23 protein-coding genes and 1 other annotated feature are annotated in these 21,731 nt (G+C 38.1%); of the genes, 22 read left to right on the top strand and 1 reads right to left on the bottom strand.

Going from position 1 to position 21,731, the window contains the following annotated elements:
- The first annotated feature begins 11 nt into the window (after positions 1-11).
- The 5 genes from dnaK (at position 12) to mtaB (ending at position 6,262) form a co-directional block, all read left to right on the top strand.
- Positions 12-1,841 (top strand): molecular chaperone DnaK, encoded by a 1,830-nt coding sequence (gene dnaK, locus ACWM35_RS06190; RefSeq protein WP_454816493.1) that lies wholly within the window; start codon positions 12-14, stop codon positions 1,839-1,841.
- Between the two features lie 120 nt (positions 1,842-1,961).
- Positions 1,962-3,089 (top strand): molecular chaperone DnaJ, encoded by a 1,128-nt coding sequence (dnaJ, locus tag ACWM35_RS06185; RefSeq protein WP_454816491.1) that lies wholly within the window; start codon positions 1,962-1,964, stop codon positions 3,087-3,089.
- Positions 3,090-3,107: 18 nt separating this feature from the next.
- A complete protein-coding gene (prmA, locus tag ACWM35_RS06180) occupies positions 3,108-4,049 on the top strand; it encodes a 50S ribosomal protein L11 methyltransferase (RefSeq protein ID WP_454816489.1) in 942 nt (313 codons plus the stop codon).
- A gap of 96 nt (positions 4,050-4,145) precedes the next feature.
- Positions 4,146-4,895 (top strand): 16S rRNA (uracil(1498)-N(3))-methyltransferase, encoded by a 750-nt coding sequence (locus tag ACWM35_RS06175; RefSeq protein ID WP_454816487.1) that lies wholly within the window; start codon positions 4,146-4,148, stop codon positions 4,893-4,895.
- A gap of 8 nt (positions 4,896-4,903) precedes the next feature.
- Complete coding sequence (gene mtaB, locus ACWM35_RS06170) at positions 4,904-6,262, top strand: tRNA (N(6)-L-threonylcarbamoyladenosine(37)-C(2))-methylthiotransferase MtaB (RefSeq protein ID WP_454816485.1); 1,359 nt, start codon at positions 4,904-4,906, stop codon at positions 6,260-6,262.
- 21 nt (positions 6,263-6,283) lie between these two features.
- On the opposite strand, the gene ACWM35_RS06165 is transcribed toward mtaB, so the two are convergent.
- Positions 6,284-7,207 carry a Na/Pi symporter gene (locus tag ACWM35_RS06165; protein ID WP_454816483.1) on the bottom strand — a complete coding sequence of 308 codons (924 nt, stop codon included), beginning with the start codon at positions 7,205-7,207 and terminating at the stop codon, positions 6,284-6,286.
- Positions 7,208-7,419: 212 nt separating this feature from the next.
- Here ACWM35_RS06165 and rpsU point away from each other — a divergent pair, with 212 nt between their 5' ends.
- From rpsU to ACWM35_RS06080, 17 genes are all read left to right on the top strand, one after another.
- Entirely contained in the window at positions 7,420-7,593 is a 174-nt protein-coding gene (rpsU, locus tag ACWM35_RS06160; protein ID WP_007087607.1) for a 30S ribosomal protein S21, read from the top strand.
- 14 nt (positions 7,594-7,607) lie between these two features.
- Complete coding sequence (locus ACWM35_RS06155) at positions 7,608-8,054, top strand: GatB/YqeY domain-containing protein (RefSeq protein WP_454816482.1); 447 nt, start codon at positions 7,608-7,610, stop codon at positions 8,052-8,054.
- A 126-nt stretch (positions 8,055-8,180) separates the two neighbouring features.
- The gene (locus tag ACWM35_RS06150) at positions 8,181-8,813 is read left to right on the top strand and encodes an NfeD family protein (RefSeq protein ID WP_454816480.1); all 633 of its coding nucleotides are present in this window, start codon (positions 8,181-8,183) and stop codon (positions 8,811-8,813) included.
- Positions 8,814-8,839: 26 nt separating this feature from the next.
- Positions 8,840-9,832, top strand: coding sequence for a flotillin-like protein FloA (gene floA, locus ACWM35_RS06145; protein WP_454816478.1), 993 nt, complete (start codon positions 8,840-8,842; stop codon positions 9,830-9,832).
- Between the two features lie 35 nt (positions 9,833-9,867).
- Positions 9,868-10,278, top strand: a complete 411-nt coding sequence (locus tag ACWM35_RS06140; RefSeq protein ID WP_454816476.1) for a hypothetical protein — start codon at positions 9,868-9,870, stop codon at positions 10,276-10,278.
- Between the two features lie 64 nt (positions 10,279-10,342).
- A complete protein-coding gene (gene yqfC, locus ACWM35_RS06135) occupies positions 10,343-10,642 on the top strand; it encodes a sporulation protein YqfC (protein ID WP_454816474.1) in 300 nt (99 codons plus the stop codon).
- Complete coding sequence (yqfD, locus tag ACWM35_RS06130; RefSeq protein ID WP_454816472.1) at positions 10,642-11,835, top strand: sporulation protein YqfD; 1,194 nt, start codon at positions 10,642-10,644, stop codon at positions 11,833-11,835. Before yqfC ends, yqfD begins: the two co-directional genes overlap by 1 nt.
- Complete coding sequence (locus tag ACWM35_RS06125; RefSeq protein ID WP_454816471.1) at positions 11,832-12,803, top strand: PhoH family protein; 972 nt, start codon at positions 11,832-11,834, stop codon at positions 12,801-12,803. The genes yqfD and ACWM35_RS06125 overlap by 4 nt, the downstream gene beginning before the upstream one ends.
- Before the next feature lie 160 nt (positions 12,804-12,963).
- Positions 12,964-15,135, top strand: a complete 2,172-nt coding sequence (locus tag ACWM35_RS06120) for an HD family phosphohydrolase (RefSeq protein WP_454816469.1) — start codon at positions 12,964-12,966, stop codon at positions 15,133-15,135.
- Positions 15,132-15,605 carry an rRNA maturation RNase YbeY gene (gene ybeY, locus ACWM35_RS06115; protein WP_454816467.1) on the top strand — a complete coding sequence of 158 codons (474 nt, stop codon included), beginning with the start codon at positions 15,132-15,134 and terminating at the stop codon, positions 15,603-15,605. Before ACWM35_RS06120 ends, ybeY begins: the two co-directional genes overlap by 4 nt.
- Entirely contained in the window at positions 15,583-15,972 is a 390-nt protein-coding gene (locus ACWM35_RS06110) for a diacylglycerol kinase family protein (RefSeq protein ID WP_454816465.1), read from the top strand. Before ybeY ends, ACWM35_RS06110 begins: the two co-directional genes overlap by 23 nt.
- Positions 15,973-16,250: 278 nt before the next feature.
- Positions 16,251-17,168 (top strand): GTPase Era, encoded by a 918-nt coding sequence (gene era / locus ACWM35_RS06105; protein ID WP_454816463.1) that lies wholly within the window; start codon positions 16,251-16,253, stop codon positions 17,166-17,168.
- A 161-nt stretch (positions 17,169-17,329) separates the two neighbouring features.
- A complete protein-coding gene (locus ACWM35_RS06100) occupies positions 17,330-17,470 on the top strand; it encodes a YqzL family protein (RefSeq protein ID WP_454816461.1) in 141 nt (46 codons plus the stop codon).
- Positions 17,471-17,504: 34 nt separating this feature from the next.
- Positions 17,505-18,257, top strand: a complete 753-nt coding sequence (recO, locus tag ACWM35_RS06095) for a DNA repair protein RecO (protein WP_454816459.1) — start codon at positions 17,505-17,507, stop codon at positions 18,255-18,257.
- Positions 18,258-18,307: 50 nt separating this feature from the next.
- Positions 18,308-18,479, top strand: a binding site (T-box leader).
- Between the two features lie 65 nt (positions 18,480-18,544).
- Positions 18,545-19,927 (top strand): glycine--tRNA ligase, encoded by a 1,383-nt coding sequence (locus ACWM35_RS06090; RefSeq protein ID WP_454816457.1) that lies wholly within the window; start codon positions 18,545-18,547, stop codon positions 19,925-19,927.
- A 118-nt stretch (positions 19,928-20,045) separates the two neighbouring features.
- The gene (locus ACWM35_RS06085) at positions 20,046-20,678 is read left to right on the top strand and encodes a helix-turn-helix transcriptional regulator (protein WP_454816455.1); all 633 of its coding nucleotides are present in this window, start codon (positions 20,046-20,048) and stop codon (positions 20,676-20,678) included.
- Between the two features lie 34 nt (positions 20,679-20,712).
- Positions 20,713-21,522, top strand: a complete 810-nt coding sequence (locus ACWM35_RS06080; protein WP_454816453.1) for a pyruvate, water dikinase regulatory protein — start codon at positions 20,713-20,715, stop codon at positions 21,520-21,522.
- Positions 21,523-21,731 lie beyond the last annotated feature (209 nt).

Genomic DNA, 21,731 nt, shown 5'->3' with positions numbered 1-21,731 from the left:
AGGAAAAGGGTATGAGTAAAATTATTGGTATTGACCTTGGAACTACGAACTCATGTGTCGCTGTTCTAGAAGGCGGCGAGCCAAAAGTAATTCCAAATCCAGAAGGAAATCGCACAACACCGTCAGTTATTGCCTTTAAAAATGGCGAACGTCAAGTAGGTGAAGTGGCGAAGCGTCAGGCGATTACAAATCCAAATACGATTATGTCCATTAAACGTCATATGGGGACTGATTATAAAGTAGAAGTTGAAGGTAAGAACTATACTCCACAAGAATTATCCGCTATTACCCTTCAATATTTAAAGTCTTATGCTGAAGATTATCTTGGCGAGCCTGTAACTAAGGCTGTAATTACAGTACCTGCCTACTTCAATGACGCAGAACGTCAAGCAACAAAGGACGCAGGGCGTATTGCAGGTTTAGAGGTTGAACGTATTATTAACGAGCCGACTGCAGCGGCACTTGCGTATGGTTTAGATAAAACAGACCAAGATCAAACGATCCTTGTTTACGACCTTGGCGGCGGTACATTTGACGTATCTATCCTTGAACTTGGTGATGGTGTATTTGAAGTAAAATCAACGGCGGGTGACAATCGTCTTGGCGGTGATGATTTTGACCAAGTAATCATTGATTACTTAGTAGAACAATTCAAAAAAGAAAATGGTATTGACCTTTCTCAAGATAAAATGGCTTTACAACGCTTAAAAGATGCTGCTGAAAAAGCGAAAAAGGATTTATCTGGTGTAACATCAACTCAAATTTCTTTACCATTTATCACTGCTGGTGCAGCTGGCCCGCTTCACCTTGAAGTAACGATGTCACGTGCTAAGTTTGATGAAATTTCTGCTCATCTTGTAGAGCGGACGATGGAACCAACTCGCCGTGCATTAAGTGATGCAGGTTTATCTCCATCTGAATTAGATAAAGTAATTCTTGTTGGTGGATCTACTCGTATCCCTGCTGTTCAAGAAGCGATTAAAAAAGCTACTGGTAAAGAGCCGCATCGCGGTGTAAACCCAGATGAAGTTGTAGCGATGGGAGCTGCGGTTCAAGGCGGAGTTATCACCGGTGACGTAAAGGATGTTGTTTTATTAGATGTAACTCCACTATCACTTGGTATTGAAACAATGGGTGGAGTATTTACGAAATTAATTGATAGAAATACAACGATCCCAACATCAAAATCTCAAGTTTTCTCAACAGCGGCTGATAACCAGTCTGCAGTTGACATTCATGTGCTACAAGGTGAACGTCCAATGGCTGCTCATAACAAAACGCTTGGACGCTTCCAATTAGCAGAAATTCCACCAGCACCACGTGGAATTCCACAAATTGAAGTAACTTTCGATATCGATAAAAACGGTATTGTAAATGTTCGTGCGAAAGATTTAGGCACAAATAAAGAGCAACAAATTACGATTAAATCATCAACAGGATTATCAGATGAAGAGATCCAACGTATGGTGAGAGAAGCTGAAGAAAATGCAGATGCCGATAAAGCTCGTAAAGAGGAAGTTGAACTTCGCAATGAAGCAGATCAACTCGTTTTCACAACGGAGAAGACATTAAAAGACCTTGAAGGTAAAGTAGATGCTGCTGAAGTTGCGAAAGCTAATGAAGCAAAGGATGCTTTAAAAGCGGCAATCGAGAAAAACGAACTTGAAGAAATTCGCACTGCAAAGGATGCATTACAAGAAATTGTTCAAGCTCTTACAGTAAAGCTTTATGAGCAAGCTGCTCAGGCTCAACAAGCACAAGGTGCAGAGGGAGCAGGCGCTGCTGGTAAAGATGACAATGTTGTCGATGCAGAATTTGAAGAAGTAAAAGACGATAAATAATTTTCTAGACTTACAAGTAAAAAAGTCAAAGCCAGGCTATCTGCTTTGGCTTTTTTATTGCAAAGGCACTGTTTAGAGTGTTAGAATAATCTTTATGTGACAGATTCGGGAGTGGTAATCATGAGTAAACGGGATTACTATGAAGTGCTTGGTGTAAGTAAAAGTGCTTCTAAGGATGAAATTAAAAAGGCGTATCGCAAGCTCTCCAAGAAATATCATCCTGATATTAATAAAGAGCCAGATGCTGCAGATAAATTTAAAGAGATCGCTGAAGCTTATGAAGTCTTAAGCGATGAACAAAAAAAGGCCCATTATGACCAATTTGGCCATACGGATCCAAACCAAGGCTTTGGCGGTGGAGGGGATTTCGGCGGCTTTGGCGGCTTCGAAGATATCTTTAATACCTTCTTTGGTGGTGGCGGTGGATCAAGAAGACGTGATCCGAATGCGCCGAGACAAGGTGCAGACCTTCAATATACGATGACGATTTCTTTTGAAGAAGCAGCTTTCGGAAAAGAAACAGATATTGAAATTCCACGTGAAGAAACATGTGAAACATGTAGTGGTTCTGGTGCTAAACCGGGAACAAAGCCAGAAACTTGTAAGCATTGCCATGGTACAGGGCAATTAAATGTTGAACAAAATACCCCATTCGGTAGAATTGTTAATCGTCGAACATGTAACCACTGTAATGGTACGGGGAAAGAAATAAAGAATAAGTGTACTACTTGCGGCGGTCAAGGAAAAGTGAAAAAGCGCAAGAAAATTCATGTGAAAATTCCTGCAGGTATTGATGATGGTCAGCAATTAAGAATTTCTGGCCAGGGTGAGGCCGGTGTTAACGGCGGACCTTCTGGTGATTTATATATTGTTTTCCATGTAAGAGAGCATGAATTTTTTGAAAGAGATGGCGATGATGTCTATTGTGAAATGCCAATTACCTTTGTTCAGGCATCACTTGGAGACGATATCGAAGTTCCAACCTTACATGGTAAGGTAAAACTAAAGGTACCAGCTGGTACGCAAACAGGTACGAAATTCCGCTTAAAAGGGAAAGGAATTCCAAATGTACGCGGTTATGGGGTAGGGGATCAGCATATTATTGTTCGACTGGTTACTCCTACAAAGTTAACGGACAAACAAAAACAACTTCTTCGCGAGTTTGCTGATATTAGCGGTAATTCACCGATTGGAGAACATGAAGAAGGATTTTTTTCTAAAGTAAAACGAGCCTTTAAAGGCGAGTAAGGATTGGAGTTGGTAGATATGAAGTGGTCAGAAATTAGTATTCACACCACCAATGAAGCGATTGAACCTATTTCACATATTTTACACGAGGCTGGTGCCAGCGGTGTTGTAATTGAAGATCCTTTTGAACTTACGAAGGAAAGGCAGGATCAATTCGGGGAAATCTACCAACTCAATCCAGATGATTACCCTGAAGAAGGCGTCATTGTTAAAGCGTATTTACCGGTGAACAGTTTCTTGGGTGAAACCGTTGACGCGGTAAAAGAAGCGATTAACAATTTAATCATTCATAATATTGATATTGGTTTGAATAAAGTTACCATCAGTGAAGTGAATGAGGAAGAATGGGCAACTGCATGGAAGAAATATTATCATCCTGTGAAAATATCTGAGAGATTTACGATTGTTCCAACCTGGGAAATCTATACTCCGGTGACCAGTGATGAATTAATCATTGAACTGGATCCAGGTATGGCATTTGGGACTGGAACACATCCAACAACTGTAATGTGTATTCAAGCTTTAGAAAGAACTGTTCGTCCTGGTGATCGGATCATTGATGTTGGAACCGGTTCAGGTGTGCTTAGCATTGCCGCTGCGATGCTGGAGGCTGAAGATATCCGTGCTTACGATCTTGATGAAGTCGCAGTAACTCAGGCGAGGTTAAATATTAAGCTAAACAAGGTTCATAATAAGGTAATGATATCTCAAAATAATCTTTTAGATGGTGTCGAGGAAAACTCAGCGGATGTAATTGTAGCCAATATACTAGCTGAAGTTATTTTACGGTTTACAGATGATGTTGCACGAGTGGTAAAAACAGGAGGCTCTTTTATAGCTTCAGGTATCATTCAGCAAAAAAAAGATCAAGTAAAACAAGCTTTGATAGATTCAGGTTTTGAAATTACTGAAACCATTCTGATGGAAGATTGGGTTGCCATCATTGCCAAAAGGAAATAATCGTTTTAGTTTGGGGGGATATCCCCTTTTTTCTATTTCTTTCTCTTTATTTTTTTAGTAAAATGAAGAGTAAAATGTTTTAGAGGGGTGCATCGCGTGCAACGGTACTTTGTTAAACATCGAGCAAATGATCATCATTTTTTAATTGATGGTGAGGATCGCCATCATATTATTAAAGTGATGCGTATGGAAATAGATGACAATATCATTTGTGTAGAGCCAGATGGGAAAGCGGCTGTCTGTAAAATTGTAAAAATTACCGATGAACAAGTCGTTGCAGACGTTGTACAATGGATGGACGAGACACCAGAGTTGCCTATCTCTGTTACGATATCAAGTGGTCTCCCGAAAGGGGACAAATTAGAATGGATCATTCAAAAAGGCACAGAATTAGGTGCTCATGAATTTCTGCCATTCGCAGCCAAGCGTTCGATTGTGAAATGGGATGAGAAAAAAGCTGCGAAGAAAATAGAAAGATGGCAAAAAATTGCAAAAGAAGCAGCAGAACAATCCCACCGCAGTTATTTGCCTGAAGTTGATATTCCTGTTAGTTTCAATACTTTACTCGAAAAAGGCAAGTACTTTAATTATAAATTAGTTGCTTTCGAAGAAGAGAGCAGAAACGGAGAAACTTCCACTTTCTCGGCTACATTACAAAAAATGAAAAAAGGGGATTCCCTTCTTTTCGTATTTGGTCCAGAAGGCGGATTAACAGAAGATGAGGTTCAGGCATTAAAGGATCATGATTTTGCCATTTGTGGCTTAGGTCCGAGAATATTAAGAACGGAAACCGCACCATTATATGTATTATCTGCGATTTCCTATCATTTTGAATTATTGAGGTGATGAATACTATGCCAACAGTCGCATTTCATACACTTGGATGTAAAGTTAATCACTATGAGACTGAAGCTATCTGGCAATTGTTCAAGCAAGAGGGCTATAACCGAGTTGATTTTGAAGCCATTTCGGATGTATATATCATAAATACATGTACAGTAACGAATACTGGAGACAAAAAAAGCCGCCAAGTTATTCGTCGGGCCGTTCGAAAGAATCCAGATGCGGTTATTTGTGTAACAGGTTGTTACGCACAAACATCTCCTGCTGAAATTATGGCGATTCCTGGGGTTGATATCGTAGTTGGGACGCAGGACCGAGTCAAGATGCTTGAATATATTGAGCAATATAAAACAGAGCGCCAGCCTATCAATGGTGTTGGCAACATAATGAAAAATCGGGTTTACGAAGAGCTGGATGTCCCTGCTTTTACGGATCGGACAAGGGCGTCTTTGAAAATTCAAGAGGGATGTAATAATTTCTGTACCTTCTGTATTATTCCTTGGGCTCGTGGATTAATGAGATCACGTGATCCAAAAGAGGTCATTCGTCAGGCCCAGCAACTTGTAGATGCTGGTTACAAAGAAATCGTGCTGACAGGAATTCATACAGGTGGCTATGGTGAAGATATGAAGGAGTATAATCTTGCTGGCCTACTACGGGATTTAGAAGCACAGGTACAAGGTCTTGCAAGACTTCGTATTTCATCGATAGAGGCTAGTCAAATTACCGATGAAGTAATTGAAGTCATCAACCAATCGAACATCATTGTTCGACACTTGCATATCCCGATTCAATCAGGTTCTAATACTGTGCTAAAAAGAATGCGCCGTAAATATACGATGGAATTCTTTGCTGAAAGATTGGACCGACTAAAAGAAGTACTTCCGGGCTTAGCAGTGACTTCGGATGTTATTGTGGGCTTCCCTGGGGAAACAGAAGAAGAATTTATGGAAACCTATAATTTCATTCGTGAACATAAATTCTCTGAGCTCCATGTGTTCCCGTATTCGAAGCGTACAGGTACACCTGCTGCACGTATGGAAGATCAAGTGGATGAAGAAGTGAAAAATGACCGTGTTCACCGCTTAATCGCTCTTTCTGATCAATTGGCAAAAGAGTATGCCTCACAATTTGAAAACCAAGTGTTAGAAGTTATTCCTGAAGAGGAATTCAGCCCTGGATTATATGTCGGTTATACTGATAATTATTTGAAAGTGCTACTTCCTGCAACAGAAGATATGATTGGTAAGCTTGTTAAAGTGAAAATTTCTAAAGCTGGTTATCCATATAATGAAGGGCAATTTGTCCGTATCTTGGATGATGAATCAGTTAAGGCAGAGGTTTTCAATAAAACAGAAGCTGCTATTTAAGGGCCAATTTTGGCTCTTTTTTTATTTCCGATCATGAATTCGCAGAATCATTTTTCCAAATTTTGTTGCAAAAGGTAAAACCATTATTGAGGAAACAACATTAAATAGTACACTAATATGTGCTAACTGCACCATTTTTTCTTCCGCTAATAGATGGGCATTTTCGGCCAATAATGGAATAAAGGGGGAAAAGATTAACACCCCTCCAACATTAAGCCAAACATGTGCAAAAGCGGCCAAACGTGATTCTTTTCCTCCTCCAATGGAAGCAATCAGGGCAGTAATGCAGGTTCCAATATTGGCACCAAAAACGATCGCAATTCCTGCATCTAATTGAAGAAGTCCGGCAGTTAAAAATCCCATTGTTATCCCAGTCATTGCTGTGCTCGATTGAATAATTGCCGTGATGATTGCACCAGTTAAAAGGCTTAAAATAAGATTATCATTGATGGAAAGTATATAGGTATTGATAAAAGGGAGAGCTGTTAACGGCTGTGCTAAAAGTTCAAACCCTTTCATAGCTGTAAAAACAGAGGCAATTCCGAAAAGCAGCATGCCAATACTTCTTATTTTTATGTTATGGAAGAAGGTCAATATCGCTCCAATAACTGCTAGAGGAACAAGGAATTGATCTATATTGAAGGTAATTAACTCCGTTTTAAACGTGGTCCCGATATTGGTACCTAAAATAATCCCGATTGATTGTGGGAAGGTCATGATTTTAGCTGAGATTAGTCCAATTGTGATGACCATTACGGCCGTGCTGCTCTGCAGGAGTGCCGTAATAAAGGTGCCTGTCACCATGCCTTTTAATGGTGTACTAGTCAGCTTAGTCAGCCACCCTTTAAGTTTATCAGCTGATAGGTTAAATAATGCGAACCTAATAATGGTCATCCCAAAAATAAATAATAATATAAATAAGATAAATAATATGATATACAGCATGTCTTCACCCCTCCATTCATTCTATGTCATCTGGAAGGGGACATGCCTAAAATAACGGAAGTAATCAAAAATTTGCAGGGATTCGTATAAAAAAATAAAAAGCTTGTTTCATCTAATAGAAATACAGTTGACCTTGTATCAAGGTTATATTATAATTGCAAGGTACATGGATTGAATGTAAGTGTGTTGTGTTTCGGAGGGAGGGAAAGAGAATGTCTAAAACCGTTGTTCGTAAAAACGAATCGCTTGAAGATGCTCTTCGTCGCTTCAAACGTACTGTATCAAAAACAGGTACTTTGCAAGAGGCAAGAAAGCGCGAATTCTACGAAAAGCCAAGTGTAAAACGTAAGAAAAAGTCTGAAGCTGCAAGAAAACGTAAGTTCTAAGAGAGGGTGTAATCATGAGTCTTCTCGAGCGTTTAAATAATGATATGAAACAAGCGATGAAAAACAAGGAAAAAGACAAACTCACCACAATTCGGATGGTAAAAGCTTCATTACAAAATGAAGCGATTAAGCTCGGAAATAAAGAGCTTACCGAAGAAGATGAGTTAACAATCCTGTCTCGCGAAGTAAAGCAACGCAAAGATTCCCTCCATGAATTTGATAAAGCAGGTCGACAAGACCTTGTTGATAAATTGCGTGCAGAATTGGCGGTTGTCGAGCTGTATTTACCGAAACAACTTTCTGAAGAAGAGTTGTCAGACATTGTTAAAGAAACAATTTCTGAAGTCGGCGCAAAATCAAAAGCGGAAATGGGAAAAGTGATGGCTGCTATTATGCCTAAAGTAAAGGGTAAAGCAGACGGGTCACTTGTTAATAAATTTGTACAACAACACCTTTCATAATTATTCTTACAACCAAAACCGCAGGCAATATTGCCTGCGGTTTTTTCATACCTATAATTATTGAAACTTTTTTGACGGTAAAACGTATTAATAGCTGTCTAAAAAAGTTTAGAAAGGAGGGTAATGATGGTTGAGTTTCTAACGAACCCAATAGTAGTGACGTTCCTATTAACAATAGCTGGTGCTGCGATTGTCTACGAGCTGTTTTCAACAAAATTTGGAGTTTCCGGATTTATTGGCTTATTCGCTTTACTATTATTCTTTTATGGTCATTTCCAAGCAGGACTTGCTGGAGTCGGTACGATAATATTATTTGCAGTCGGTATATTGCTAATTTTTTTAGAATTTTTCCTGCCAGGAGCCATTTCAGGTACATTGGGGCTGGCAGCGCTTATAGCAAGTCTATTTCTAGCAGGTGACAATCCACTTTATATGGGGATATCAATATTTATTTCTTTGGGAATTTCCATCGTCCTGCTGTTTATTATGATAAAAATTTTTGGAAAGAAGATGGTTCTCTTTAATCGGATGATTCTCTTTGAAACGGCAAAGAAAGAAGATGGTTATGTATCAAATGTAAATCGTACAGACTTATTAGGAAGTGTGGGAGAAGCCATAACCATGTTAAGACCAGCCGGGACTGCAGTCTTTCATAATGAAAGAGTGGATGTTGTGAGTGAAGGTGGTTTTATTGATCAAGGTGCAAAAATTAAAGTAATTAAGGTTGAGGGAGTAAGGATAGTTGTAAGAGAAGTGTAAAACACTTTACAAGGAGGCTGCAGAATATGGAATTAACAAGTGGAACACTATTTGTCATCGCAATTATTGTTGTTGCGCTAATTTTTCTAGGAATTTTATTATCTTTTGTACCGGTTATGCTTTGGGTTTCCGCGCTTGCTGCTGGTGTTAAGATTAGCATTTTCACTCTAGTAGGTATGCGGTTACGAAGGGTAACACCAAGCAGGGTTGTCAATCCACTTATTAAGGCACATAAGGCTGGTTTGAGTGTTACAACAAATCAGTTAGAAAGTCATTATCTAGCCGGTGGTAATGTTGACAGAGTGGTCAATGCTTTAATTGCTGCTCACCGGGCAAATATTGAGTTATCATTTGAACGCTGTGCTGCGATTGATTTAGCAGGACGTGATGTATTAGAAGCGGTACAAATGAGTGTTAATCCTAAAGTAATTGAAACTCCATTTATCGCAGGTGTTGCCATGAACGGTATCGAAGTGAAAGCAAAAGCGAGAATTACGGTACGTGCGAATATCGACCGACTTGTTGGGGGGGCAGGTGAGGATACTGTCGTGGCTCGTGTAGGTGAAGGGGTCATATCGACGATCGGTTCCTCAGCCGACCATAGTAAAGTGCTTGAGAACCCTGAATTGATTTCTCAAACTGTCTTAGCTAAAGGGTTAGATGCTGGTACCGCTTTTGAAATTCTATCGATTGATATTGCCGATGTTGATTTAGGCAGAAACATCGGTGCTGAATTACAAACGGAACAAGCGGAAGCGGATAAGAAAATTGCCCAAGCCAAAGCAGAAGAGCGGAGGGCTATGGCTGTCGCTACAGAGCAGGAAATGAAGGCCAAAGTAGAAGAAATGAGAGCGAAGGTTGTTGAGGCAGAGGCAGAAGTGCCACTGGCTATGTCAGAAGCATTAAAATCTGGTAATATCGGGGTAATGGACTATATGAATTATAAAAATATTGCAGCCGATACCGATATGAGAGGGTCTATTGGTAAAATTACCGGTGAGAAAAAAGACGATCGTTAACAGCCAGTGCTTTTTCCATGAAAGGAGTCTGACAAGTGGAAACGATACTATTTATTATTATCGCTGGTATTCTCTCGACTATTTTTGGGAAAGCAAAGCGGCAGGGTCAACCCAAGGGAGCAAAATCAATTAAAACAAAAGACTTTCATGGCATTCGCTCCATGTTGGAACAACCCCAAAAAAATAGCCGAAAAGAAATAGGGGAAATTACTACTGGATTGCCAGTAAAAAGCAGTAGTCCAAAGTTTGAGGAAAAATATCAACCAATAAAGAAAGACATTGAAATAAATCCTGTTGGAAAAATTTATCCTCAATCTAAAGGAAAGTTAGAGGAAGAACAGGTATTTACTCATGAACAAGATGAAAAGACAATAATCAACGGAATCATTTGGGCGGAAATCCTTGGACCACCTCGAGCAAAAAGACCATTTAGTAACAAAAGGTAAAAAGAAAAAGTGCTAGAACCTTCCTTCATCTCATATTTATGAAATGAAAGGGGGTTCTTTTTTTATGGCAAAAAAATGGGGACAGCGTGTCCGCAACTGGATGGCAGAAAAAATGGATCTTCCTCAAGATGTCATCATGGACCTGCCTAGAATCACGATGATTGGACAAATCCATATTTATATAGAAAATCACAGAGGTTTACTGACCTTTACGGATAAGGAATTACGCCTGCTGCTTAAACAAGGTCAATTGCAGATAAAAGGTAAATCCTTCGTAATAAAAACAATTCTGCCTGAAGAGATTTTACTCGAAGGGAGAATTGATCAGGTCGTATATATAAATGAAAATCCGGGAGGAACATGATGAAAAATCAGTGGATTGAATTTTTATTTGGAAAAGTAACCGTAAAAGTATCTGGACGAGGAATTGAACGATTCTTGAATATCCTAATCAGAAATGATCTTATGATTTGGAATGTAAAACGTCATGGGACCGAGACGATTACCTTTACAATAAGGCTCAAAGATGCCTTGAAGATAAGACAGTATGCAAGGGGAAAGGATTGTTCGATCTCGTTTTTAAGACGGAGCGGAGTGCCCTTTCTGTTTAAGCGGCTGCTAAAAAATAGTGGCTTTGTACTTGGAGCCACCTTTTTTTTATTCATTATTTTAATCCTTTCCAATATGATTTGGGGAATTGATATTAAAGGAGCAAAACCGGCAACGGAATATCAAATTCGCAAAGAGTTGGACAAGATGGGGGTGAAAATTGGAAAGGTTCAATTATTTGTCGATAATGTAGAGGGGATTCAAAGAAAATTAACCGACAATATTGGAAACCTAACCTGGGTTGGTGTGGAGTTAAAAGGGACAACCTATCATCTTCAAGTTGTGGAGAAAAAGGAACCGAAAAAGCCTGAACATTTACCTCCTCAGAATTTGATTGCGAAAAAGAAAGCAACCATCGTAAAGATGGACATTGAAATAGGGCAGAAAGTTGTCGATAAAAATGATTATGTTGTTCAAGGGCAATTACTCGTATCAGGGGTCTATGGAAAAGAAGGACAAGAACAAATCGTTGCGGCTGAAGGGGAAGTTTGGGGAGAAACATGGTATAGAAGCCATGTGGAACAGCCTTTAGTAACAAATTTTAAAGTATTTGACGGACGGGAAAAACAAAAACATTTTCTTAAAATTGGAAATTTAGAGATTCCTATTTGGGGATTTGGTAAACCTGAATTTACTGAGTTCGAAACAGAAAAAAATGTTCAAAAAATTCATTTTCTCAAATGGGATTTACCTATTTCGTATGGAAATGAAACCTTAAGGGCAAGTGAAAGCTTTACTCGGACTTACACAGAGAAGCAAGCGGAAGAAATGGCAATCGAGCTTGCAAAGAAAGAAATAAAAAATGGTCTGGATGAAGAAGCTATTCTTAAAGAGGAAAAAATTTTGCACAAGCTGGTGGAGAATGGTAAAGTTATACTAGATATCCATTTTAAGATACTCGAAAATATTGCAGTCGGACAACCGATACCCAAGGAGACGCCTGAATGACAATAAACTTAAAAACCATGAATGTTCAACTTGAAAATCCAGCAGAAGCGATTGCCCTATTAGGGAATGCGGATTCTAATTTGAAAATTATTGAAGAAGAACTCGAGGTTTCGATTGTCACTAGAGGTGAATCGGTAAGCCTATCTGGTGATGAAGAAAAGGTTGTACTTGCGAGCCAAATTATTGACAGACTCATTTTTGTCATACGAAAAGGAATTACGATTAGTCAGAGAGATGTTTTGTACGCGATTCAAATGGCAGAAAAGGGTACCCTTGATTACTTTGAAAACCTCTATGATGAAGAAATTGCTAAGAATGTTAAAGGAAAGTCAATACGAATAAAAACGCTTGGACAAAGACAATATGTAATGGCAATCAGGAAAAATGATCTTGTCTTTGGGATTGGACCAGCAGGGACTGGAAAGACTTATCTCGCTGTCGTCATGGCAGTCAATGCTTTAAAAAATGGGCATGTTAATAAGATTATTCTTACAAGACCAGCTGTTGAGGCCGGTGAAAGCCTTGGTTTCTTACCAGGGGATTTAAAGGAAAAAGTCGATCCTTATTTACGACCTTTATATGATGCGCTGAATGATGTACTTGGTGCTGAGCATACTCAAAGGCTAATTGAACGAGGGACAATTGAGATTGCTCCACTTGCCTATATGAGGGGACGAACCTTGGATGATGCTTTTGTCATTTTGGATGAGGCTCAAAATACTACACACGCACAAATGAAGATGTTTTTGACGAGACTTGGCTTTGGTTCTAAAATGGTTATCACTGGGGATCAAACGCAAGTAGATTTGCCAAAAGGTGCAAAGTCAGGACTGATTGTTGCTGAAGAGATTTTGATGAATGTGAAAGGTGTTTCATTTGTTTTCTTAGAGCAAAGCGATGTGGTCCGACATCCATTAGTGGCAAGAATTATTGAGGCCTATGAGAAGAAGTCACTACAAAATAAATGAGCGAAGGAAGAGGGATAGACCATAAATCGGTTTATCCCTTTTTCCACTGATAACAGCTCTTTTTATTAGAAGGTGAAACTTATTAGAAAAACTGTTATCATTTTACATAAGTGTATAGGTAGACTTTTGGATGATTTTAGGAGGTTTTGGGGGGAGTTACTTGAAAAAAATACAGAAGTACTTTATTCAAATAAAAAAGCTTCTCGATTTTACCTTTTTCCGAGTGTTATTTTTCTTTGTGATGGGACTTGTGTTATATACATTATTGTATAGTAATGTAAAACCAGAGAAATTGGATGTTGGTTTGTTAACTGTAGCGGAAAAAACCATCCGCTCTCCTGTCACAGTAGAAGATAAAATAAGTACCGAGAAAAAGCGCCAGGATGCTTTGAATCAAATTCAAGATGTATATACGTTAAAGCGGGAGTATACCTCTAACCAAGTGGAGTTAATTTCCTCTATTTTTGATTCGGCGACAGATGTAAATGATGAAGTTGAAAGTGAATTGAAAAAACAAAACATAGTTGTCGATGAAATACCAAATGATCCTGCAGTTCCAACGGATGAGGAAAAGGTTTCGATGCTAAAATCGAAGCTGACTGATCGAGTAACAAAGGAGCTATCGAATCAGGTTTTTACTGCACTGGTTCAAGCCAGCAATGACGAATTATCGATTGCCAAGGATTTAACTGTTACGGCGATCAATAATGTGATGAGTAAAAAAATATCAGCCGATGATGTTGAAAATGCTAAAAAAAGTCTTGAAGAAGAATTAAAATTTACTACTTTAAATGGTGATTTGAAAAATGCTGCGATTGATTTAGGAAGATATGCCGTCATTCAAAACACATTTTATGATCCTGTGGCAACAGAAGAGCAACGTGAGCAGGCTGCTGAAAGTGTTGAACCTGTAAGAATACTTCAAGGCCAAATTATTGTTGAAGAAGGGAAATTAATTAGGCAGGAAGAGTATCGGCAGCTAGAGCTGGTTGGTCTCTTGGAAAACGAAAAATCCTTTAAACCTTTTATAGGATTAGGTATTCTGCTTATTATTGTTCTGGCAGCTCTCTATTTTTATTTTTATCAAATGAAAGAGGAGCCTGAAAAAAGACAGACAAATCTATTATTATTTGGGATAATTTTTATCCTATCATTGTTTCTTCTAAAAATTATCAGCATGCTGCAAATCTTTAATTATTCTGGGATTGGCTATTTGTTCCCAGCAGCGATGGCTGGAATGCTACTTAAGATTTTAATTGATGAAAAGCTAGCTATTTTGACGTCGATTGTTTTGGCGGTTTGTGGAAGTATCCTATTTAACGAAGGTGTTTCTGGGACACTTAACTTTTTTGAAGGGATTTATATATTATTTAGTGCATTAGCTGCAATTCTATTCTTAGGCGATCAGAATAAGCGGACAAAGATCCTTCAAGCAGGATCATTTGCGGCCGCCGTAAACCTGTTCACGATTTGGGCATTAATGTTCCTTCCGAATGGACAGTTTTCAGGCTTAGAATATGGCTATTACATTATCACAGCCATTTTTTCTGGAATTGGCTCTGCTGTTTTAACGATAGGACTTTTACCGTTTTTTGAAGCTAGCTTTGGGATTCTTTCTACGATGAAGCTCATTGAACTTTCAAACCCCAATCATCCGCTGCTAAGAAAAATATTAATGGAAGCTCCTGGGACCTATCACCATAGTGTCATGGTTGCCAACCTTGCTGATGCTGCTTGTGAAGCCATTGGGGCAAATGGTCTTTTAGCAAGGGTCGGCAGTTATTATCATGATATTGGAAAGACGAAACGGCCAAACTTTTTTATTGAAAATCAAATGCATCTTGAAAACCCGCATGATCGCCTGTCGCCTGACAGAAGTGCAAATATTATTATCGCTCATGTCACGGATGGTGCAGATATATTAAGAAAAAATAATATGCCAAAGGAAATCACTCAAATTGCCGAGCAGCACCATGGTACAACCTTACTTAAGTTTTTTTACCATAAAGCATTACAAAATGATGATGAGGTTAAGGAAGATGATTATCGATACCCTGGGCCAAAGGCACAGTCAAAAGAATCAGCCATTATTGGTATAGCAGACAGTGTCGAGGCCGCGGTAAGGTCGATGCGGCAGCCAACCCCGGAAACAATTGAATCGCTAGTAAAGAAAATTGTAGCGGATCGTCTGCAGGATGGGCAATTGAATGAATGTGATCTGACGTTAAAAGAATTAGAAATTGTTTCACACTCCTTTTGTGAAACCTTAAAGGGGATTTTTCACTCTAGGATTGAATATCCAGAAATGTCGAAGAAGGTGCTTCAAGTATGACAGAATTAATGATTGATTTAATTGATGAAACAAATGAATTATCGAATGAACAAATGGAAGAGATTGAGAAGTTATTAAACTTTGCTGCCGAAAAAGAAGGGGTAGAAGCGAATAGTGAGTTATCTGTTACATTTGTATCCAACGAAAGGATTCATGAAATAAATTGGGAGTATCGAGATAAAGATGCGCCGACTGATGTTATTTCCTTTGCAATGGAAGAACTAGGTGAAGGGGAAATAGAATTGACTGGTGTGGATATGCCACGGGTATTGGGAGATATCATTATCTCTATTCCCCGGGCAAGAGAACAGGCAGAGGAATATGGTCATTCCTTTATTCGGGAGCTCGGGTTTTTAACGGTTCATGGATTCCTTCACTTATTAGGCTACGATCATATGACTGATGCAGAGGAAAAACAAATGTTTACACTCCAAAAGGAAATATTAAATGAATATGGACTCAAAAGATAAGCGTGTACACTTACTGAAGTCCTTTTCTTATGCAATCACTGGTATCTTCACAGCCATTCGAAGTGAAAGAAACATGAGAATTCATCTGATTTTATCGATAATCGTTATTGGCATCTCTCTGTTTTTTTCCATTAGTACAGTAGAATGGCTATTTGTAATTGCCGCGATCGGGGGTATCTTTTCCCTTGAAATACTGAATACCGCAGTAGAACGGGTAGTGGATTTAGTAACTGAAGAGTATCATCCGCTGGCAAAGCAAGCGAAGGATTTGGCAGCTGGAGCTGTTTTTATTTATGCGCTCGCAGTTGTGGTAATAGGACTAATCATTTTTTTGCCACGTTTTGTTAAATGGTTTAATATTTTTTAAGTTTCCCGTGGATTTGAAAACGGAGAATGAATTCGATAAAATAACTTATCAGAAAGAAATTGGTTAATTAGCTGATTTTTATGAAAATTCTAATTTTTATATTACTTTTTCGCAACAACTAATGATTTTATGACATTTTTAAGGTAAAATATAGGAAGCGGCAAATTTATTTGCTGGAAGGGAAGAAAGAATATTGAACACCGAGAAATTAATTGATGTAGCTTTTAAAGCAAGCCTAAAAGAAGTACTGCCTGGTGCTTTTTCTCTGGAGGACCTCCATGCTGAATAATAATAATAATGGTTATAAATCAGGTTTTATTTCAATTATTGGGCGTCCGAATGTAGGAAAATCAACGTTTTTAAATCGGGTTATTGGTCAGAAAATCGCCATTATGAGCGATAAACCACAAACAACACGGAATAAAATTCAGGGAGTATTAACACTGAATAATACCCAGATGGTTTTTATTGATACACCGGGAATACACAAGCCGAAACACAAACTAGGCGATTTTATGATGAAGGTAGCGCAAAATACTTTAAAAGAAGTAGATTTAATTCTATTTATGGTAAATGCCGAAGAAGGGTTTGGCCGTGGGGAAGAATTTATCCTTGAAAAGTTCCAAACCGTTCAAACACCAATCTTTCTTGTCATTAATAAAATTGATCAAATTCATCCAGATGAATTGCTGCCATTGATTGAATCATATAAAGAAAAGTATCCGTTCAAAGAAATTATTCCAATTTCGGCCCTTGAAGGTAATAATGTAGAGCGTTTATTAGAACAAATTAAATCCTATTTACCAGAAGGACCGCAATATTACCCTGCTGACCAAGTAACCGATCACCCAGAAAGATTTATTATTACAGAATTAATCCGTGAAAAGGCATTGCACTTAACAAGGGAGGAGATACCCCATTCGCTAGCTGTTGTTCTCGATAAAATGGAACGGCAAAAGGGAAAGGATATCATCCATGTAATGGCTACGGTCATTGTTGAGCGTGATTCGCAAAAAGGTATTATTATTGGGAAACAAGGCAGTATGCTGAAAGAAATCGGAAAACGTTCCCGAGTGGATATAGAAAATCTATTAGGATCGAAGGTTTTCCTCGAACTTTGGGTCAAGGTCCAAAAAGATTGGCGTAATAAGATGTCCCAGCTTCGCGATTTTGGCTTTAATGAAGATGAATATTGATAGAAATTACCCTAATAAAAATATTAAAACAACTTTTAAATTATGCATGGACAACATTAACAAAATTTTCGTCTTATGATTTTTGCTTAGGCAGGCTATGATAATTGTAAGGTTTGGGATTGAAATGAAGCTAGTCTAAATAATGAAAGGTGGGGTTTTCGATGATGGATTTTACGTGGAAAGTATTCCTTCAGACAGGTAATATTGACACATATCTTCTCATTAAAGAACTTGAGAAGGAAAACCAAGAGATACCCGGAAATCAGAATGAAGAGCTAGCACAATTTGATTATCCCGTTTGATAAGTTTGTCTAAAGCAACGGGATGGTGACATAAATGCTTCAGAAATGTGAAGGCATCGTCATTAGAACAACAGATTATGGTGAAACAAACAAAGTGGTTACCTTATATACAAGAGAATGGGGGAAGATAGGTGTGATGGCAAGAGGGGCAAAGAAGCCCAACAGCCGTCTTTCCTCTATTTCCCAGCTCTTTACTCATGGCTATTTCCTTGTCCAAAGAGGTTCTGGCTTAGGCAGTGTTCAGCAAGGCGAAATGATTTCCTCTTTTCGATCGATTGCGGAAGACATTTTTTTAACAGCTTATGCTAGTTATATCGTGGAATTAACAGATAAATGTACGGACGATAGAAAGCCAAATCCTTTTCACTTTGAATTACTCTATCAGACCTTAAACTATATGAATGAAGGCTATGATCCTGATATTCTCATGCATATTTATGAAATGAAGATGCTTAACGTAATGGGATTATATCCAACATTGAATCAATGTTCCGTTTGCGGAAGCACAGACGGACATTTTTCTTTTTCAATTAGTGAAGGTGGTTTCATTTGTCACCGTTGTTTAGAAAGAGATGCCTATCATTTAAAGTTAACACCGGCGGCCGTAAAGTTGTTACGGATATTTTATTATTTTGATCTTTCTAGATTAGGAAATATCTCAGTAAAACCTGAAACCAAGGCTGAATTAAAGAAAGTAATATCAACCTACTATGACGAATACTCCGGACTTCATCTTAAGACAAAGAAATTTCTCAATTCGATGGATCAATTTCGCAATCTTTTATAGAAGGAAGATTGACAAATGCACTAGTTTTCGTTATTATGATTTTTAATATCATAGTTGCTATGAAGGAAAATAGTACTTAGCAATCTCTATAAAAGCGAACCTAGGGTGGTGGAAGCTAGGGTATAGAGCACTAAGGAAGGCGTTCTCGAGCATCGTGTAACTTAAAGAGGCTGCTTACAGCAGCAAATAGGGTGGAACCGCGGGTAAACTCTCGTCCCTATGCTTAATTGCATAGGGACGGGAGTTTTTTTATTTTTATTTTTATTAAATTAAAGGAGATTTTGAAAATGAGTGTATCAATGGAGCAAATTGTTTCTCATGCGAAACATAGAGGTTTTATTTTTCCAGGTTCAGAAATCTACGGTGGTCTAGCAAATACATGGGATTACGGACCACTCGGAGTAGAATTTAAAAACAATATTAAACAAGCTTGGTGGAAAAAATTCGTTCAAGAATCTCCCTACAATGTTGGATTGGATGCAAGCATTTTAATGAATCCAAAAACATGGGAAGCTTCAGGACATATCGGTAACTTTAACGATCCGATGATTGATTGTAAAAACTGTAAAGCTCGCCATCGTGCTGATAAGTTAATTGAAAATGCTCTTGATGAAAAAGGCTTAGAAATGGTAGTCGATGGTTTGCCGTTTGAAAAAATGGAAGATCTCATTAAGGAACACAATATTGCCTGTCCGGACTGCGGAAGTCATGACTTTACCGGCATTCGCCAATTTAATTTAATGTTTAAAACCTTCCAAGGTGTAACAGAGTCCAGTACAAATGAAATATTCCTTCGTCCAGAAACAGCACAAGGGATCTTTGTTAACTTTAAAAATGTTCAGCGGACAATGAGAAAAAAATTACCTTTTGGTATCGCGCAAATCGGTAAGAGTTTCCGTAATGAAATTACACCAGGTAATTTCACTTTCCGTACTCGTGAATTTGAGCAAATGGAGCTTGAATTCTTCTGTAAACCAGGTGAGGAATTAACATGGTTTGATTACTGGAAGCAATATGCGGAACAATGGTTAACATCTCTAGGTATAAGTAGAGAAAATTTACGTCTTCGTGATCATTCTGAAGATGAGCTCTCCCATTATAGTAATGCAACTACTGATTTTGAATATAAATTTCCATTTGGCTGGGGCGAACTTTGGGGTGTAGCATCACGTACTGATTATGACTTGAAACAGCATATGCAATTTTCAGGTGAAGACTTTAATTATATCGATCCAGAAACAAATGAAAGATATATTCCATATTGTATCGAGCCATCATTAGGTGCGGATCGTGTTACATTAGCCTTCCTTATTGATGCCTATGAGGAAGAACAGCTTGAAGATGGTACTTCAAGAACGGTTATGCATTTCCACCCAGCGCTGGCTCCATTTAAAGCAGCAGTGCTTCCGTTATCAAAGAAATTGTCTGAAGAAGCGAAAGAAGTATTTGCATCTTTAGCAAAGTATTTTTCGGTTGATTATGATGAGGCAGGGTCAATTGGTAAACGTTATCGCCGACACGATGAAATCGGTACTCCGTTCTGTATTACCTATGATTTCGATTCAAAAGAAGACAAAATGGTAACGGTTCGCGACCGCGACACAATGGAGCAAACCCGTGTTCCAATTGCAAACCTAATTAACTTTATCCAAGAAAAGATTTCTTTTTAACTAATGATAGAAAAGGTGCTATTTCGCACCTTTTTCTTTATATTTAATTTAAAAAATAATTAGTATATAATATTTCTATATACAGGATAACGTTTTTATACATATAAAGATAAAAATGGTGGTGAGTAAAATAGAACTGACGAAACGCCAAGATCAAATCATCCAAATCGTAAAAGACCAAGGGCCAATTACAGGGGAACAGATTGCGGATCAATTAAACTTAACTAGGGCTACGTTAAGACCAGATTTATCGATACTTACGATGGCTGGATATTTGGACGCCCGACCAAGGGTTGGCTATTTTTATACGGGGAAATCTGGTACGCAACTTTTAACTGAAAATCTTCAAAAAATCTACGTCAGAGATTATCAATCGATGCCTGTAGTGGTGAAAGAAAATGTTTCAGTTTATGATGCGATTTGTACAATGTTCCTTGAAGATGTGGGGACATTATTTGTTGTAGATAATAATTCTCTGCTAGTGGGGGTGCTTTCTCGGAAGGATTTACTGAGGGCAAGTCTTGGCAAACAAGAACTTACCGCACTGCCAATTAACATTATCATGACAAGAATGCCTAATATTACGATGTGTGAAATGGAAGACCTATTAATAGATGTGGCCAAATTACTGATTGAGAAACAAATTGATTCTTTACCAATTGTTAGAAAATCAGAAAATGGCTTTGAAGTTATCGGGCGAATTACAAAAACAAACATTACAAAAGCATTCGTTGCTTTAGGAAATGAATAGTAAAGATTACTTACAGAGGAGCTGTTGAGGAAGAATGAACAAGCCAGTTATATATGTTGTATCTGATTCAGTAGGGGAAACGGCTGAATTAGTAACAAAAGCCGCAATCAGCCAATTTAATGGCGCAGGAATGACATTAAAGAGGTTTCCGTACGTCGAGGACAAGGAGCATATTGATGATGTTATCTCACTTGTAGCTTTAGATTGTGCTATGATTGCCTTTACACTGGTTAAACCCGATATGAGGGCTTATATTAAAGAAAAAGCGGACGAAGCAGGAATTTATGCCGTAGATTTAATGGGTCCAATCATGGATCAAATCGAGATATTTAGTGGGAAAACACCTTTGTGTGAACCTGGTCTGGTAAGAAAACTAGATGAAGATTATTTTAAAAAAGTGGAAGCAATCGAATTTGCTGTAAAATATGATGATGGACGTGATCCTAGAGGGATATTAATAGCTGATATCGTTTTAATTGGTGTTTCCAGAACCTCTAAAACGCCTTTATCACAATATCTTGCCCATAAACGTCTTAAAGTGGCAAATGTACCACTTGTTCCAGAAGTGGACCCGCCTGAGGAGTTGTTTAAGGTTCCCCCTGAAAAATGTTTTGGATTAAAAATAAGTCCTGAAAAATTAAATACGATTCGTCGTGAACGATTAATCTCATTAGGATTAAATGATCAAGCCAGCTATGCAAATATTGAACGAATCCGAGATGAGTTAACCTTTTTCGAGAAAGTAGTTAATAAAATCAACTGTCCTGTTATTGATGTTACGAATAAGGCAGTGGAAGAAACGGCAAATGTTATTCTAAATTACATTCATAAAAGAGGAACATAGCACATAATCTTAGGATTATGTGTTTTTATATCATGATTTCTTTTAAATTTATGAAAAAAAGTTATGGAAAAATAAAAATGAATGTACTATAATAAAAAATTGTGATAAAAATGAATCTTTTAGGTTTAGACTTGCATGTGAACGAATAAACTATTTATTGTTAGATGTCAAGGAAACCTCCAGAAAAAAAATCGACACTTATGCTTTTT

The organism is Neobacillus sp. K501, assembly GCF_053749995.1.
The sequence above is the reverse complement of the archived record's forward strand: the minus strand, read 5'-3'. Positions and strand labels throughout refer to the sequence as shown.